Origin of the sequence: Hyalangium gracile (assembly GCF_020103725.1) — a bacterium.
Classification (GTDB): Bacteria; Myxococcota; Myxococcia; order Myxococcales; family Myxococcaceae; genus Hyalangium; species Hyalangium gracile.
This window is the reverse complement of the sequence record NZ_JAHXBG010000052.1, coordinates 1-16087: the sequence shown is the minus strand read 5'-3', so window position 1 is coordinate 16087 and position 16087 is coordinate 1. Positions and strand designations below refer to the sequence as shown.

The following is a 16087-nucleotide window of genomic DNA, read 5'->3' as shown; positions in this document are numbered from 1 at the left end:
GCCCTACCTTCCAAGTCGATCCCCTTGTCACCTACCTCCTACGTTACCCTACAGCTTATTTCGACAGGCTCACAAGCAGACCAGTTCGAACAGGTTCCGCCCGGCAGGGGCGCAGACCGGACGCGGGGGCGAACTCAAGCCCCCTGCCTTCGGACCTGCTCAGCTCCTCACCCAGCTCCGGGCGATGCGCTGCAGGTCCGCCTGGGAAGCCTGCGCCCTCAGCGCGCGACTGGCCTCGGCCCAGTCCACGGCGCGCAGGATGATGGGGCTCTCGCCGCCGTGAAGGCCGTGGCGGAACGCGTAGATGATGTCCTCGTGTGAGGTCTCCCGCGGGTAGAGGGCAATCGCTGGAACGGGAGCCGCCTCCTGCCCGCCCGCGTACGCCACGGCATAGACGGACATCTGGTACAGGATCTCGCGCGTGATGCCCCGGGCGGCGAGATCCCGGTACTTGGTGTCCAGCACCGCGACCACCTTCTTGTTCCTCCGAACGAGCATGTCCGGGCGAGGCAGTGGAACGCCGATGCCCGAGGACGGCTGGACGACGCGATAGAGCCCGTGAAGGCTCGTCTGACTGCTCACCTCTTCCTCCCGCAGGTGCTCTTGCAGGAAGCGGGTGACGAACCGCTCGAAGAGCAGGGCCATGTTCCACAGGAAGCCGGGAATCGTGGCCTTACCGGGAGCGATGTCTTCCAGAGTGTCGGGGAGAGCGAGCCCCTCGTGGAGCAGCGCGACCAGTCGATGGGCCGGAGCATAGGCGGACGTGAGACGGTTCCGAGCCCGTTCGACCTGCCGCAACCGGGCACCGTTCAGGGGCACCTGCCCGCAGACCTCGCCCCACCGCCGCTCGGCCTGGACCAGCGCGGCCCTCACGGATAGCGAGTGCGCCATCCGCGACGCCAGGGCCAGCCCAGCGCGCACGACCTGGTTCTCCAGCGTGTCCATGGACAGAACATGGTGGCGGCAAGGCAGCGCCGCCTCCGTGAGGGGCGCCGCCGCCGCGAGCCGTGCCATGTCGATCCTCCCCCGAGGGGAGGCCAACCACTCGTTGCGCGACTGGTAACCGCGACGGAGCCCCCGCCGCCACAGCGTGTCCGCCTCCGCCAGGAGCGCCAGGGCGAGCAGATCGACGAACTCCGCTTCGGGGAGCTTGATGTCCACGGGCAGTTGGCGCTCCACCGTATCGAGCCCCAGCCCATACATCAGGATGTGCCACAGATCCCTGGGAGGCAGCTTCGGCCGCACGATGATCTGCAGGGGCCCCACCTGCACGACGCCGACATGCTGCCGTGCCTGGATGGAGAGCCCGTGACGGTTCTCCTGGATGCGAAGGAACCCGTGCTCCGTCAGCGAACGGGATGCTCTCTCGATGGCCCGATCTTCGAAGTTCAGGCCGCGGAGCCTGGCTTCAGCCGGAGCCTCGAGCCGCTGCCACTCATCGAGAACCACGCTAGCTGGGCTCTGCGGCATCCTCGCCCTCGCCCGAGGCATCATCCGCATCACGGGCCTCGCTGACGATGATGGACGGGTCCCAGCTCTCCAGCGCAGTCAGCAGCGCGTCATCGTGGGTCCCCGTGAAGAGCTCGTCCCAGATCTCGCGAGAGGACGAAGCCAGGAACTTCTCACCCAGGATCTGTCGCAGCAGCTCGGGCTGGTCGTAGCAGTACTCCTGCAGGAGCGGCACGATCTCGTGGCGCAACACCCGGCGCAGATCGGCGAAGTCGCTCAGAGGGCTGCCATCGCGCTGGAAGAAGGAGTGGCCGACCTGGAGATTGCGCGCGTCATGGCGCAAGTGCTGGACCAGCCGCTCGTTGAGCTTCTTGAGAAGAGGTCTGAGCATCACTCTTCCAGCCTGGGCCGTCGCCAACACCTCCGGGTCGGGCAGCAGCTCGATGAAGCCGAAGCGGCGACGCAAGGCACTGTCGAGGAGCGCGATCGAGCGGTCGGCCGTGTTCATCGTGGCGATGAGCAGGACGTTGGGAGGCACGGTGAAGCGCTCTCCCGAGAACGGCAGCTCGATGGAGACCTTTCCGCGCTTGTCCAGCTCCAGCAGTGTCAACAGCTCTCCGAAGATCCGGGCGACATCGCCGCGGTTGAACTCGTCGATGAGCAGGAAGTGTGGCTGCTGGGGGTTCTTCCTCGCGGACGCGCAGACCCGGCGGAACAGTCCTGGACGCGGCTCGAAGCCGAGAGTGCCTGAGACCGTCTGGGGTCGCAGCCCCTCAACGAACTCCTCATAGCCATAGGCGGGATGGAAGGTGCACATCCAGATTCGCTGCGCATCCTTCTCCCCCATCCCTCGCAGGCCCGAGCGCTGCGCCTCCGAGAGCTCATCCTTGCTCCTGCCGAACGTCCCCCGCGCGGCCAGCTCTTCGGCGGCGCGCAGCGCGTGCCATGTCTTGCCTGTTCCCGGCGGCCCGTACAGCACTACCTGGCCCTTTCGCCGCAGCTCCTCATCGATGCGTCCCAGGATCTTCTCGAGCGGAGGAGGAGGCTTGGGAGGAGGAGCCGGCGGCTTCACCCTCCGGAGGTGGCGAACACCAGCAAGGAGCACGTCATACGCATTGTCGAGCCGATAGACCGTGGTCTGCAGGCCGCTCCGATCCGGAGAGGCAAAAGACTCTTGAGAGAGCCATTCCACGCTCCGCTGGTGGGGAAACACCTCGCCCGGAACATGGTAGTAGGGCCCCTTCACACGGCCGATGGCCAGGATGGTCTGTCCATCGGCCGCGAAGATCTGGTCCCCTTCCTGGATGCGCTGGAAGAAACTCCAGAGCTGGTTGGTCTCCTTCCCACGCTGCTGCGGAATGGTGGTGGGATAGTGTCTGGCCAGCGCCTCGCGGATGGCTTCCTTGGCATCCGAGCCCGTGCGCCCCGCGACGACCTGGTGCAGATCCCCCAGGGCCGGCCAACCGACCGAGACGTAGGAGCCTCGAATCATCTTGGCCCACTGGCTCTCGCCGGTGTTGCCCTCCCGCGTACCAATCCGCCAGGTGTGGAAGGGGGTTCCGTTCACGGTGTTCAGCAAGTGGGTGAAGAGCGGCATCCCGAGCGGCCGACGCTCGCGGAGCTGCTGCCAGGCCGAGACGAACAAGCCTGCCGCGGAATAGAGCCCCTCCTCCGGTGGGCGGCTCCCCATCTGGAGCAGATGATGAACCTGATGATCGACCGAGTGGTAGTCGTCGATCCGATCAGGGAACTGCAGGAACAGGTACTTGTGGAGGAACGCCAGGTGGAACAGGTCGGGCGCGGCCTTCTGGATGCGCTCCTGTAGCCTGCGATAGGCCTCCGAGTCAGGATTCGTGGGGAGGGCTGCGATGACCTCGCGAGCGGCCAGGAACTGATCGCGCTGCTGCTCGGCGATGGAGATGGCCTCGTCGAGGGACAGCTTGCGCTGCGTCGCGGCCTCGCCGCCGTGCTGGTACCAGCCTCCGTCCTCGGCGCGCTGGTAGATGCCAAACTTGAGCGCCGAGCCTCCGCGAATGCTGCCGAAGAGCTGGGCTCGGAACTGCTCGTCGTCTCGGAACTCCAGCCAGTAGGCCAAGCAGTCGCGCCCCTCGCGGCCATGGAGCTCCTCGAGCAGCTCCATGCCCTCGAGCCTGCGCAGGCGATCGGGTGGGAAGCGCTTCTGGAAACTCTGGATCATCGCCTCCGCTCGCGCGTACTCCGCGGCATCGGGGATTCGCGTCGCGGCCTGCTCCAACTGATCCAGGTAGTCGGACTCGAGAAGTGCCATACCGGACATCACACCCCGACTCGGCGGGCGCGACAAGCGTCACGTATTCCCGACGATTCCCTGCCCTCGGGACCGAGGCGGATTCCGCCAATTCACAACCTGCCCCGCCCTGACGTCCCAATCCGCCGTGTGGCCTTGTGATCACGCCAAGGCTTGCGCAATGAGTGCTCAGCGCCCTGGCTGTCTTCAGAGCCAGTCAGCCAGGGCTGGCTTCGTGCGGAGAGATCTGAATGGCCATGGTGGATCCCCAGGTGCGTGACGCTTCAGAGGCAGGCTTCGCGGTGCTGTCGGAGAAGGAGCTGGCGGAGCGCCGGATCGCCGAAGGCGTGCGGGTCATCCGTCACGGCGCTCGCTACTGGGAGCAGACAGGAGCTCCGGGGTTCTTCCAGCCCGTGCACCTGCTGGCGCGGCTGACTCCCGAGGAAGCCACCCGCCCCACTCCGCTGAGCTGGGGCTTCCGCGCCGCGCTGAAGCCGGAGTCCTCCAGCGCCGCGAACGGCACGGTGCCCGTCGTGAGGCTGCCCGACCTCGAGAGCTACGGCGTCGACAGCCTCTCCTCGAACCGCAGGAACAAGCTCAGGAAGTGTCAGCGCCTCGTCCACATCGTCCAGGTGACCGGCCCCAGGCTCTTGAGCGAGCAGGGCTACGACACCGTCGTGGATGCGCTGTCACGGACCCGGCACAAGAAGCCTCCCACCCGCGAGCAATACCTCTCGAGCATCCGTAAATACTTCCAGGGAAACCACTGGTGCGTGCTCGCGGGCTTGATCGACGGAAAGCTCGGCGGCTACCTCGATGGATACGTCGTCGACGGGGTGGCGTATGGCGTCAACGCCTACTACGCCACGTGGGCGCTGCCGACCAACATCTCGACCGGCCTCGTCTTCGAGTTCGCGCAGATCTGCCGCCGGCTCGGCAGCGTGCGCACCCTCGTGGGCGGTCTGGACTCACGCGAGGCGCCCAAGCTGGGTCAGTTCAAGGACGACATGGGGTTCATCGTGGACCCCGTGCCCATCAAGTGGAGCATGAACACCCTGGCGCAGACATTCATCCGCTGGCATCGCCCGCACACGTACTACCGGCTGACTGGCGAGGCATGAAGTCCTCCCTGGAAGGATCAGCCCCGCGGGGCAGGTGATCTGTCATCCGTCCGCGACAGCCTATTCCCTTCCAGACAGCCAGCACGCGCGTCGGTTTACGCGTGCGCCGCGCGTTCCCAAGAATCGAACTTCTCCGGAGGTCGTTGATGAGGCGGGTCCTGCTACTGACCGGGCTGCTCTGCTTGAGCGCGTGCGCGTGGGGCCCGGGCATGCACATGGATGAGGATGCATACCGGGAGCGGTACGCCCGCCAGACGGATGGAGGCACGGAGCCGGCACCCGAGATCATCCCCATCGACGCGGAGCTGCTGAGAAGACAGCAGGCGGAGCGCGTCCAGGAGCGCCCCGCCCCGAAGCAGGACCCGCTGGCCACGGTCGCCACGGGCTATGACTACCGGGTGACTCCGCATGACGTGCTCAGCGTCATCGTCTGGGATCACCCCGAGCTCACCATCCCGGCCGGCGAGTTCCGCCCCGCCGAGGCCACGGGCCACCCGGTGGCCGCGGACGGGACGATGTTCTACCCCCACGTCGGCGTGATCGAGGTCGCGGGCAAGACGCTGCGCGAGATCCGCGAGCTGCTGATGCAGCGGCTGTCCCACACCATCGAGCGACCCCAGCTCGACGTGCGCGTGGTGGGTTTTCGAGGACAGAAGGTCCAGGTCACCGGCGAGGTGGTCGCCCCCAGCAGCATCCCCATCACGGACGTGCCGCTGCGAGTCCAGGACGCCATCAGCCAGGCGCGAGGGCTCACACCCGAGGCCGACCTGCGCCAGGTGACCCTCAACCGTGGCGGAAAGGCATACAGCCTCGACCTGCAAGCCCTCTACGAACAGGGAGACGTCAGCCAGAACTGGCTCCTGCAGGACGGAGACATCCTCAACATCCCCGATCGGAGCCGCAACAAGGTCTTCGTGCTGGGCGAGGTCCGCAAGCCCTCCTCGCGCGTGATGGTGAAGGGGCGAATGACGCTCGCGGAGGCCATCGGCGACAGCGAGGGCTTCGACCCGGTCAGCTCGAACCCGGCGAAGGTCTACGTGATCCGCGGGAGCTTCGATCGGCCCTCCATCTTCAAGCTCGATGCCCAGTCGCCGGACGCGCTCCTGCTCGCCACGCAGTTCCAGCTTCAACCTCGCGACGTCGTGTTCGTCTCGGCGCACAACTTGACGCGCTGGAACCGAATCATTAGCCAGATCCAGCCAACAGTTCAGCTGCTCTGGCAGGCGATGGATGCTGGGAACACAGCCGTCATATTGCAGACCCCATGACGAGCAACCCCGGCTCCAAGGCCAACGCCCGCTCCAGCTCGGCAGCGACCGATGACGCGCTCGACCTGAGCAGTCATCTGGCCATCCTGATCGAGCACCGCGGGACGATCGCCGTGACGATGGCCCTGACGCTCCTGGCGGGCGTGGTGTACCTGGCCACCACGACGCCCGTCTATCGCGCGAACGCCATCCTGCAGATCGAGCAGAAGGGCAGCAGCCTCGGAGAGCTCGACCAGCTGCTCGAGCACCTGTCCGGGGAGACCTCCACCGAGATCGAGATCCTCAGCTCGCGAACGCTGCTGGGCAGGGTCATCGACGAGCTGCGGCTGGACGTGGCCGAGGGGCCACGGTACTTCCCGCTGATCGGCGCCATGCGCGCCCGCGCCCACCGAGGCTCGGGGCTCGCCAGCGCGCCCCTGTGGGGCCTGGAGGGCTTCGCCTGGGGAGGCGAGCGCATCCAGGTGGAGCGCGTGATCGTTCCGCCGGAGCTGGAGGACCTCCCGCTCACCCTGGTGGCGGGAAGGAACGGCACGTACACGCTCCTCGGTCCGGACTCCGAGCCGCTCCTCAGCGGGAGCGTGGGTACCCCCGCCGCGACACCCACGGGCGCCTCCCAGCAGTTGGAGCTCCTCGTCTCCGAGCTCCAGGCCCGCCCGGAGACGCGCTTCTGGGTGAAGCGGCGCTCCCGCCTCGCGGTGCTGGAGGAGCTGCAAGGCACCCTGCGCCTGACCGAGAAGGGCCTCAACACCGGCATCCTCACGGTGACGCTCGAGGGCCAGGACCCGAATGGAATCGCCGCGACGCTCGAGGCCATCACTCGCCATTACGTCCGCTACAACGTCGAGCGCAGGAGCGAGGATGCCGAGAAGACGCTGAAGTTCCTCGACACCCAGCTGCCGGGCCTGCGCCAGGAGGTGGAGCGAGCGGAGGCGGCCCTGAGCAGCCACCGCGCGGGCAAGGGGAACGTCGATCTCGGGATGGAGACCCAGTCGCTGCTGGAGCGCAGCGCCGACGTCGAGAAATCGCTCTCGGCGCTCCTCCTGGAGCGCTCCGAGCTGCGGCAGCGCTTCACCGAGAACCACCCGATCCTCATCGCCACGACTCGCAAGCTGGCGAGGCTGCGGGCGGAGGAGGCCGCGCTGAACACCCAGCTCAAGAGCCTGCCCAGCGCGGAGCTCGAGTCGGCCCGGCTCATGCGGGACGTGAAGGTGGCCAACGAGCTCTACCTCCAGCTCAACAACAAGGCCCAGGAGTACCGGGTGCTGAAGGCGAGCACCTTCGGCAACGCCCGGATCCTCGATGAGCCCGTGGTGACGCGCGCCCCGGTGCGCCCCAGCAAGCCTGGGGTGCTCGCGGTCAGCCTCCTGCTGGGGCTGGCGCTCGGCGTCGCGCTCGCCTTCGCGCGCCAGGGGCTCCACCGGGGCGTCTCGGCCCCCGCCGCGGTCGAGGCCGAGCTCGGCGTGCCCGTCTTTGCCACCCTCCCGTTCAGCCAGCACCAGTCGCAGTGGACCCGGAAGAAGCAGGAGACGGCTCACGGCGGGCTCGCCATCCTCGCCAGAACGCACCCGCATGACCTGGTCATCGAGAGCGTGCGCGGCCTGCGCACCCGCCTCCTGCTCGCGCTGGAGTCCTCGAGCAACAACGTGGTCGCCATCACCGGGCCCAACCCTGGCTCCGGCAAGTCCTTCGTCTCCATCAACCTCGCCTGGGTGCTGGCGGACTCCGGCAAGCGCGTGCTGCTCGTGGACGCGAACCTGCGCGGAGGCTGGCTCCACCGCTGCTTCGGGCTCGAGCGCCCCCAGGGCCTCGCCGAGCTCCTCGGTGGCACCGTGCTCCTGGAGAAGGCCGTCCTGAAGGATCCCCGCCAGCGCCTGTCCTTCCTGCCCGCCGGCGCCGTTCCTCCCAACCCCTCCGAGCTGCTGCTGAGCGACAAGTTCGGGGAGCTCGTGGCGAGCCTGTCGGCCGAGTACGACGTCATTCTCATCGACACACCGCCCATCCTGGCGGTGACCGACGCGGCGCTCGTGGGGCGGCACGCGGGCGTGAACCTCGCCGTGGTGCGCGCGGCCACCCACTCGATGCGCGAGCTCGCCGCGACCGTCCACCGGCTCGAGCAGAGCGGCGTCCCGGTGCAGGGCGTCATCCTCAACGGAGTGCCGCGCTCGCTCCGAGGCAGCGCCGCCAGCGGCATCTATCAGTACGAGTACCCCACCGCGAGCTGAGCAAGAGCTGGAGCCACCCGTGAATCGGATCCGGTGCACAGGACTGGCGCTCATCGCCGCGCTCTACGTGCTCTCGGGCCGGTGGGGCCTCCACCGGCTGGTGTCCGCGGATACCGATCCGGATCCCTTCCTGGAGCCGAGGCTGTGGCTCGTCGTGGGGGGAGTGCTGCTCGCGTCCGTGGGGCTGGTCCACCTCGCCCACCGAGGAGCCAGGCCGGGCGAGACGCGCCTCGATCCACGGCTCTCCACGGCGCTGCTCCTGTTCTTCGGCTACATGGGCCTGAGCACGCTCTGGGCTCCCGACACGGGGATGGCCCTGGAGAAGCTCTACGAGCTCGGCCTGGTCACCGTGATGACCTTGAGCTTCGGGCTCGCCGCGGTCCGCCAGTCCGCGGAGCGGATGCGCAGCGCCTTCTGGATGGTGATCGTGGCGGCCACGGCGCTGCTGGCCCTCGCCGGGGTGCGCCAGCTGCTGAGCTCGGGCGGCGGCGCGCGGCTGGCCGTGCTGGGCGGCGGCCCCAACGTCTTCGCCCGGCTCATGGGGCTGCTCGCGCTCGGGGCGCTGTACTTCTGGCAGCGCCGGGGGCGGGCGTGGCTCTGGATTCCGATCGCGGCCACCGGCGTGCTCCTCGCGCTGCTCACCGGCTCACGGGGAGGAACGGGCGCCATCCTCGCGGGCCTCCTGACGTTCCTCGTGGTGGGGCGGGTGCCGCTGCGCCGGCTCGTCGTCCTGTCGCTGCTCGCCACGCTCGCCGTCGCGGCGGCCACCACGTTCTCGCCCCTGGGCAAGGCGCTGAACCGCGCCGTGGAGGAGCGCTTCCTCCGGCTGACCCTGAAGTACGAAGGAGGCGAGTCCTCGGAGAGCAAGGTGTACCTGTCCGGGCGGGAGCGTCTGTATGCCTCCGCGTATGCGCTCGGGCTCGACCATCCGGTCATGGGAGCCGGGCTCGCCGCGTTCCCCGCGCTGGAGCTCGGCGTCTATCCCCACAACCTCTTCCTCGAGGTGTTCTGCGAGGGCGGCGCGCTGGGCCTGGCGCTCCTCGGGTGGGTGCTGCTCGCCTTCCTCCTCTCGGCGTTCCGAGGGCGCCACGGCCTCGATGGAGCCACCATCGGCGCGGCGGTGCTGATCCTGATCGGCAGCCAGTCCAGCGGCGACCTCTACGACAGCCGGTCGCTCTACCTGCTGCTGACGCTGTCCGCGTGCACCTCGGCCGCGAGAGCAGCGATGCCCGCCCTCCCCTCGCCCCCCGCCCACCCCGCCGTCCACGGAGCCACCTGACATGAAGATCGTCTACCTCCACCAGTACTTCAACACGCCCTCCATGCACGGTGGGACGCGGTCCTACGAGCTCGCCCGGCGCCTGGTCGACATGGGCCACGAGGTGCACATGGTGACCTCGGACACCCGCCCCGGCGATGGCGCACAGGGCTGGAGGGTGACGAACGAGAGCGGCATCCGCGTGCACTGGCTCCCGGTGCCCTACTCCAACTCGATGCAGTACGCGGAGCGCATGCGCGCCTTCGGTCGCTTCGCCGTGAACTCCGCGCACCGGGCCATGCAGCTCGAGGGTGACGTGGTCTTCGCCACGAGCACGCCGCTGACCATCGCCGTCCCCGGCATCCTCGCCTCGCGCTGGAACCGCAGGCCCATGGTCTTCGAGGTGAGGGATCTCTGGCCCGCCATCCCCATCGCGATCGGCGCGCTCAAGAGCCGCCCGGCGATCCTGGCCGCCCAGCTGCTCGAGAAGACCGCCTACGCGGGGGCGGCGCACATCATCGCGCTCTCGCCAGGGATGAAGGCGGGGGTGGAGGCGGCGGGCGTGGCCTCGGAGAAGATCACCGTCATCCCCAACCTGTGCGACCCGGAGCGCTTCTTCGTCTCCGCCTCGGTGGGCGAGGCGTTCCGCCAGAAGTACGAGTGGCTCGGGGATCGGCCCATGGTGCTGTACGCGGGCACCCTGGGCCTGGTGAACGGGCTCGACTACATGGTCCGGCTCGCCGCGGAGATGCTGCGGCGGGACCCGGAGGTGCGCTTCGTCATCATGGGACAGGGGCGGGAGGAGAGCACGCTGCACGCCCTCTCCGAGCTGCTCTGCGTGCGCAACCGCAACCTCTTCTTCCTGCCCGCCGTGCCCAAGGCGGAGATGCCCGCGGTGCTCTCCGCGGCCACCATCGCCACCTCGTTCGTCACCGATGCGCCGTGCATGTATGACAACTCCGCCAACAAGGTCTTCGACGCGCTCGCCGCCGGCCGGCCGCTGGCCATCAACCACGGGGGCTGGCAGGCGGAGCTCATCGAGAAGGAGCAGATCGGCCTGTGCCTGCCGCCCCGGGACGTCCAGGCCGCGGCGGACCTGCTGGTGAACAAGGTCCGCGACACCCGGTGGCTCACCGAGGCGGGAGCGCGGGCCCGGCGGCTCGGCGTGGAGCGCTTCTCGGCGGACTCCGCGGCTCGCAAGCTGGCCGAGGTGCTGCAGCGCGCGGCAGGCCGTGCGTGAGGTGGCTTCGCGCCAGGTCACTGGGCGGGAACTTCGCGTGGACGCTCGCCGCGGGGCTGGTGTACGCGCTCGCCCAGTGGGGCGTGCTGGTCATCTACGCCCGGCTCGGCACCATGGAGCTGCTGGGCGAGTTCGCCCTCGGCCTGGCCATCACGGCCCCGGTGATGCTCCTGGCGCGGATGCAGCTGCGCACGCTCCAGGCCACGGACGCCCAGGGCGCGTACGGCTTCGAGCACTACCTCGGGCTGATGCTGCTCACCGTCCTGGCGGGCGTGGTGCTGTGCTGCGCCATCGCGCTGGTGGCGGGGTACCCGGCGCGCGCCCGCCTCGTCATCGCGCTGCTGGCCGTGGCCAAGGGCTTCGAGGCCCTCAGCGAGGTGTTCTACGGCGCCCTGCAACGCGCCGAGCGGATGAGCCTCATCGCCCGCTCGCTCATCGCCAAGAGCGTGCTCTCGGTGGTGCTCGTGGCGCTCGCCCTCAAGGTGACGGGGAGCACCGTCGTCGCGGTGGCCGCCCTGGGGCTCTCCTGGGCCATCGTGCTCCTCCTCTTCGATGCGCAGGCGTACCGGCGTGAGTTCGGCGGGGCATCACCCTGGCGCCCGCTGTGGAGGGCCCCCTGGCGCGATCAGTCCGTGCGCCTGAAGAGCCTGCTGGGGCTCGCGTACGCGCTCGGGATCACCTCCCTTCTGAGCTCCCTGCGCCCCAATATCCCCCGGTATGTGCTGGAGGCGCATTTCGGTCAGGCGGAGCTGGGCATGTATGCCGCGCTCGCCTACTTCACGGCGCTGGGAGGGCGGGTGGTGCAGGCGCTCGGACAAGCGGTGAGCCCTCGGCTGGGGCGCTACTACGTGGCGGGCGATCAGCGCCGCTACGGCCGCGCGCTCGCGGGCTTCACGGGTGGGGCGGCGCTGGTGGGCGTCTGCTCGATTGCCGGCGCCGCGCTGCTGGGGCGCTGGGCGCTGACGCTCTTCTACGGCGCCGCCTATGCGCGAAACCTCCAGCTGTTCGTCTGGCTGATGGGCGCCGCTGCCCTGGAGTACGTCTGCGTGAGCCTCCAGGTCGGCCTCACGGCGGCGAGGGAGCTCAAGGCGCAGGCGCTGATGCTCGCCGCCTCCATCGCGGTGGTCGCGCTGGGCAGCGCGGTGTGGGTGCCCTCCGTGGGCCCCCTGGGCGCGGCGTGGGCCCTGGCGCTGGGCTGGTTCGTCGAGGTGGGGGCCAGCGCCTGGCTCACGCTGCGGGCCTGGAGGCGCATCGGCCCGCAGGCGGTGAGCACGGCTCCGTCGGGGTAGCAGGTGTGGGTGTTGGCGCGTCGACGCCGGTCTCTGGCTCTGGGGGGAGTAGTGAGATCAAAGGACGACATCCAGCTTCGACCTCCAATCCCTCCCAATTCAGGAGTGTGAACGTATGCAGCGACAGGCTGGAGTGGGGTTGTTCCTCAAGCGTTTCATCGATCGGCTGGCCGCGGGCGTGGGGCTGTTGTGCCTCTCCCCGGTGATGGCCACCACGGCGCTGCTCGTCCGGGCCACGATGGGAGGCCCCGTCCTCTTCCGTCAGGTGCGCCCGGGCCGTGGGGGCAAGCTGTTCCAGCTGGTGAAGTTCCGCACCATGCTCGACACCCGGGACGCGGAGGGCAACCTGCTCCCCGACGGGCAGCGCCTCACCCGTGTCGGCCGCTTCCTGCGCGCCACCAGCCTGGACGAGCTCCCCCAGCTGTGGAACGTGCTCCGCGGAGAGATGAGCCTGGTCGGTCCCCGCCCGCTACTCGTCGAGTACCTGCCGCGCTACTCCGCCGAGCAGGCGCGGCGCCATGACGTGCTGCCGGGCATCACCGGCTGGGCCCAGGTGAACGGGCGCAACGCGCTGGGCTGGGACGATCGGTTCCGGCTCGACGTCTGGTACGTGGACCACTGGAGCCTGGCGCTGGACCTGAAGATCCTCATGCTGACGCTCCTGCGCGTCGTGCAGCGCCAGGGCATCTCCTTCGAGGGAGACGCCACGATGTTCAAGTTCCTCGGCAGCTCCACGCAGGCCCGGCCCCAGCTCGTGCCGAGCAGCGCCACCCCGCCCGTGGAGCGGTGCCGCGCCATCCGCTGAAGCAGCGGAGGCGCGGGGGGAAGCGGGCGACGGCGGGCTCAGTGGACCGAGCGCAGGGCTCGCCGAGGCACCGCCCGCACCACCTCCACCACCCGGGCGAGCTCTTCCTGGGTGAGGTTGGAGCCGGACGGCAGGCAGAGCCCGTTCTCGAACAGCTCCTCCGCCACGTGCCCCCCGCGCCGCTCGAAGCACGAGAAGACTGGCTGCAGGTGCATGGGCTTCCACACGGGCCGGGCCTCGATGTTCTCCCGCTCGAGCGCCAGCCTCACCGCCTCCCGGTCCGCGCCGAACTCCGCGGCATCGATCGTCAGCGTCGTCAGCCAGCGGGTGTGCCGTCCCCACGGGGCCTCGGGCATGAACGAGATGCCTGGCACTCCAGCGAGGGCCTGCTCGTAGAACGCGAAGTTCCTGCGCCGGGCGGCCACCCGGTCCTCCAATACCCGGAGCTGCCCCCGGCCGATCGCCGCCAGCACGTTGCTCAGCCGGTAGTTGTAGCCGATCTCGGAGTGCTGGTAGTGCGGCGCCGGATCTCTCGCCTGGGTGGAGAGCTTGAGCGCGTGCTGGACGAGCACCTCGTCGTGCGACACCAGCATCCCTCCCCCCGAGGTGGTGATGATCTTGTTGCCGTTGAAGGAGTAGATGCCCACCCGGCCCAGCGTGCCAGGGATGCGCCCCTTGTACGTGCTCCCCAGGGCCTCGGCCGCGTCCTCCACCACGGGCACGCCGTAGCGATCGCAGACATCCAGGATGGGGTCGAGGTTGGCGCTCTGCCCGTACAGGTGGACCACGATGACGGCGCGCGGCAGCCTGCCCGCCCAGCCCCGGGCCTCGAGCTCCTCGCTCAGGAGGTTCGGGTCCATGTTCCAGGAGGTGCGCTCGCTGTCGAGGAAGACGGGGCGGGCCCCCAGGTACCGGATGGGGTTCACCGAGGCCGAGAACGTGAGCGTGCTCACCAGCACCTCGTCCCCCGGGCCGACGCCCACCAGCTGCAGGGCCAGGTGCAGCGCGGCCGTGCCAGAGCTCAGCGCGAGCGCATGTGGCGCGCCGACGCAGCGGGCGAACTCCGCCTGGAACGCATCCACGTGGGGCCCCAGCGGAGCGATCCAGTTGCTCGCGAAGGCCTCGTTGACGTAGCCGCGCTCGAGAGCGCCCAGGTGAGGCGACGACAGATAGATTCGCTGAGACATGCGGGACTCCTGGGCGGCGGGGTCCGGGTGAGGGCCCGGCAGCCCAGGAGTCTGCGCACCTCCCCCCTCCCGCGCTCTCCGGCGGGAGGGAGGGCTCTGTGTTGGCCCGACTACGGAGTGGGCTGTCCGGACAGGATGCGCGCGTTGAGCGCCCCGTTGGCGTAGAACTGGATGTTCTGGCCCACGGTGTGCGACTCGAGACGGCGCTGCACGTTGGCGTCGTAGCGGCCGAGCTTGATCAGGCCGTCGTTGAACCAGCCATTGCCGTTGCCCGAGCCGTCCACGTAGTAGGCGTAGCGGCCGGCCGAGGGCCAGATGAGCGAGTTGAACGTCGTGGTGAAGCGGCGCATGTCATCCGCCGTCCACTCGATGCCCGCCTCGTGGGCCTCCACGAGGTACGCGATGAGGTTGTTGCCGTGGGACACGTCCTGGCCCGGGCGGGCCGTGGAGCCCCACACGTCGCTCCAGAAGTAGGCGGCCGGGTTCACCGTGCTCGTCCGCATCTGCTGGCGCAGCGAGGAGGTGTTGTTCGGCATGTCCCGGTTGATGTTGCTGACCACCGTGGTGTACCGCGCGCGGCGCGTGGCATCGGTCGTCATGCGAGACAGGTTCATCGCGATGGCGGCCCAGTGCGCCGCCATGTGCGTGCGAGCCCGGTAGATGTACGCGTTCGCACCGCGCGTGTACCACTTCTCGAAGATGTTCCTCTCCGTGAAGGCGAGCAGGTTCTCGTACTGGTTGCGGTACGTCGGGTTGGCATACAGCGCCGGCGTCTCACGGATGACGCGCAGCAGGCGCGTCACATAGCGCCAGCAGTAGCTCTCATAGAGGGGAACCTCCTGGTTGACGACCTCGGCGCGCGTCGTCTTCCAGCCCAGGTACGAGTCGCGGAAGTTGCTGCCGAGCGAGGAGGAGACACGAGCGTTGGCGACCACGTTGTTCACGTACTGCAGCGCCCGATCGAGGTACTGGGTCTTCCCGGTGGCTCGATACATCGCCGTGTTGGCGTCGATGCCATAGCCGAGGTTGTAGAACTGCCAGCTGTCGAGCGACCGGCTCATGGGCAGGTAGATCGAGTTGTGCTCGGTGTTCCAGCGGCCGAGGAACAGCTGCTCCCAGCCTGCGACCGTACGCAGCGTGACGGCAGCCGGGTTGACGGTGCCCGAATCCACACTCGGAGTCGCGCTCCCGAGCGCATCCTCCTGTACGGGCAGCTCCTCGTCGCTCAGGTCGACGGGAGCAGGCTCCGGTACTTCCGCGGAGTCATCGGGGGTGGCGGGCGACGTTGCCTCGCCAGACTCCTCGGGGGTGAGAGTTGCCAGCTCGCTGGAGTCCTCCAGCTCGCCGTTGGGACCACAAGCCACTCCCAGCAGGAGGGAGGTGACCAGCAGAGAGGACATGGCGAGGCCACGGGTGCTTCGACGACAGAAGTCCAACATCAGTGGTGTGTCCTTGGCGTAACCGCCCGCTTGCACGGACCGTTACCCTGCGATGGGAACGCGGGAGTGCGTTCACGGGTCACCAGAACGTGTGTCCAACAATCAAATTCCGTCTCGCACGTTGAGACATGTATCGCTCGCCGATGGTGCGCGGCGACATGGGCCTGTCTGCTCGGGGACCCGCGACGGGAGTGCACGCCACCGGCGAACGACCCGTGCGCCACTCCCCCGCCTGTCTCCCCTGGGTGATCCGCGCGCTCGCCTGCCCTGTCCTTCGACTGTTCACCCTGACTCACCGGACGGCCCTCGAGACGGGGTGGTGGAGGCCGAGCCGCGTGCGCAGCCTCTGCGCCGCTTCAATCGAGACGAACCGTGTCCCACGGCGCCTCATTCGGAGGGTGCGACGATGCGCGTAATGGTCAGCCCGTTGGTGAACCTGATTCGCAAGCGGGAAGCAAAAGTGGGCGTGGTGGGTCTGGGCTACGTGGGGCTGCCGCTGGGCATGGCGTTCGCCGAGGCCGGCTTCCCGGTGACGGGGCTCGA

General features: G+C 68.7%; 11 protein-coding genes and 1 pseudogene. 8 read left to right on the top strand and 4 right to left on the bottom strand.

The features are described from left to right. Window positions 1–159: 159 nt before the first annotated feature. Window positions 160–1449 (bottom strand): McrC family protein, encoded by a 1290-nt coding sequence (locus tag KY572_RS46605; protein ID WP_224250282.1) that lies wholly within the window; start codon window positions 1447–1449, stop codon window positions 160–162. A gap of 1 nt (window position 1450) precedes the next feature. After that, window positions 1451–3736: an AAA family ATPase gene (locus KY572_RS46600; RefSeq protein WP_224250281.1), complete on the bottom strand. Its 2286-nt coding sequence runs from the start codon at window positions 3734–3736 to the stop codon at window positions 1451–1453. Window positions 3737–3966: 230 nt separating this feature from the next. Between KY572_RS46600 and KY572_RS46595 the strand changes: the two genes are divergently transcribed. The 7 genes from KY572_RS46595 to KY572_RS46565 all read left to right on the top strand — a co-directional run bounded on the left by KY572_RS46595 (window position 3967) and on the right by KY572_RS46565 (window position 12918). Beyond that, entirely contained in the window at window positions 3967–4836 is an 870-nt protein-coding gene (locus tag KY572_RS46595; protein ID WP_224250280.1) for a hypothetical protein, read from the top strand. A 146-nt stretch (window positions 4837–4982) separates the two neighbouring features. Next, window positions 4983–6104, top strand: coding sequence for a polysaccharide export protein (locus tag KY572_RS46590; RefSeq protein ID WP_224250279.1), 1122 nt, complete (start codon window positions 4983–4985; stop codon window positions 6102–6104). Continuing rightward, window positions 6101–8326: a polysaccharide biosynthesis tyrosine autokinase gene (locus tag KY572_RS46585; RefSeq protein ID WP_224250278.1), complete on the top strand. Its 2226-nt coding sequence runs from the start codon at window positions 6101–6103 to the stop codon at window positions 8324–8326. The genes KY572_RS46590 and KY572_RS46585 overlap by 4 nt, the downstream gene beginning before the upstream one ends. Before the next feature lie 19 nt (window positions 8327–8345). Beyond that, window positions 8346–9605 (top strand): O-antigen ligase family protein, encoded by a 1260-nt coding sequence (locus KY572_RS46580; protein WP_224250277.1) that lies wholly within the window; start codon window positions 8346–8348, stop codon window positions 9603–9605. A 1-nt stretch (window position 9606) separates the two neighbouring features. Beyond that, window positions 9607–10824 carry a glycosyltransferase family 4 protein gene (locus tag KY572_RS46575; RefSeq protein ID WP_224250276.1) on the top strand — a complete coding sequence of 406 codons (1218 nt, stop codon included), beginning with the start codon at window positions 9607–9609 and terminating at the stop codon, window positions 10822–10824. Next, a complete protein-coding gene (locus tag KY572_RS46570; protein WP_224250275.1) occupies window positions 10821–12113 on the top strand; it encodes a lipopolysaccharide biosynthesis protein in 1293 nt (430 codons plus the stop codon). Before KY572_RS46575 ends, KY572_RS46570 begins: the two co-directional genes overlap by 4 nt. A 115-nt stretch (window positions 12114–12228) precedes the next feature. Beyond that, window positions 12229–12918 carry a sugar transferase gene (locus tag KY572_RS46565; RefSeq protein ID WP_224250274.1) on the top strand — a complete coding sequence of 230 codons (690 nt, stop codon included), beginning with the start codon at window positions 12229–12231 and terminating at the stop codon, window positions 12916–12918. A 38-nt stretch (window positions 12919–12956) separates the two neighbouring features. Here KY572_RS46565 and KY572_RS46560 read toward each other — a convergent pair whose 3' ends face one another. Continuing rightward, the gene (locus tag KY572_RS46560) at window positions 12957–14105 is read right to left on the bottom strand and encodes a DegT/DnrJ/EryC1/StrS family aminotransferase (RefSeq protein ID WP_224250273.1); all 1149 of its coding nucleotides are present in this window, start codon (window positions 14103–14105) and stop codon (window positions 12957–12959) included. A gap of 110 nt (window positions 14106–14215) precedes the next feature. Then, window positions 14216–15505 (bottom strand): hypothetical protein, encoded by a 1290-nt coding sequence (locus tag KY572_RS46555; protein ID WP_224250272.1) that lies wholly within the window; start codon window positions 15503–15505, stop codon window positions 14216–14218. Window positions 15506–15950: 445 nt separating this feature from the next. On the opposite strand from KY572_RS46555, the pseudogene KY572_RS46550 reads away from it, so the two are divergent. Beyond that, window positions 15951–16087: pseudogene (locus KY572_RS46550) on the top strand (nucleotide sugar dehydrogenase); the annotation flags it as partial.

Coding starts and splice junctions, on each gene's coding strand:
- KY572_RS46600 (WP_224250281.1), bottom strand. CDS start 3,736: ATGGCACTTCTCGAGTCCGACTACCTGGATCAGTTGGAGCAGGCCGCG.
- KY572_RS46595 (WP_224250280.1), top strand. CDS start 3,967: ATGGCCATGGTGGATCCCCAGGTGCGTGACGCTTCAGAGGCAGGCTTC.
- KY572_RS46590 (WP_224250279.1), top strand. CDS start 4,983: ATGAGGCGGGTCCTGCTACTGACCGGGCTGCTCTGCTTGAGCGCGTGC.
- KY572_RS46585 (WP_224250278.1), top strand. CDS start 6,101: ATGACGAGCAACCCCGGCTCCAAGGCCAACGCCCGCTCCAGCTCGGCA.
- KY572_RS46575 (WP_224250276.1), top strand. CDS start 9,607: ATGAAGATCGTCTACCTCCACCAGTACTTCAACACGCCCTCCATGCAC.
- KY572_RS46565 (WP_224250274.1), top strand. CDS start 12,229: ATGCAGCGACAGGCTGGAGTGGGGTTGTTCCTCAAGCGTTTCATCGAT.
- KY572_RS46560 (WP_224250273.1), bottom strand. CDS start 14,105: ATGTCTCAGCGAATCTATCTGTCGTCGCCTCACCTGGGCGCTCTCGAG.
- KY572_RS46555 (WP_224250272.1), bottom strand. CDS start 15,505: ATGTCCTCTCTGCTGGTCACCTCCCTCCTGCTGGGAGTGGCTTGTGGT.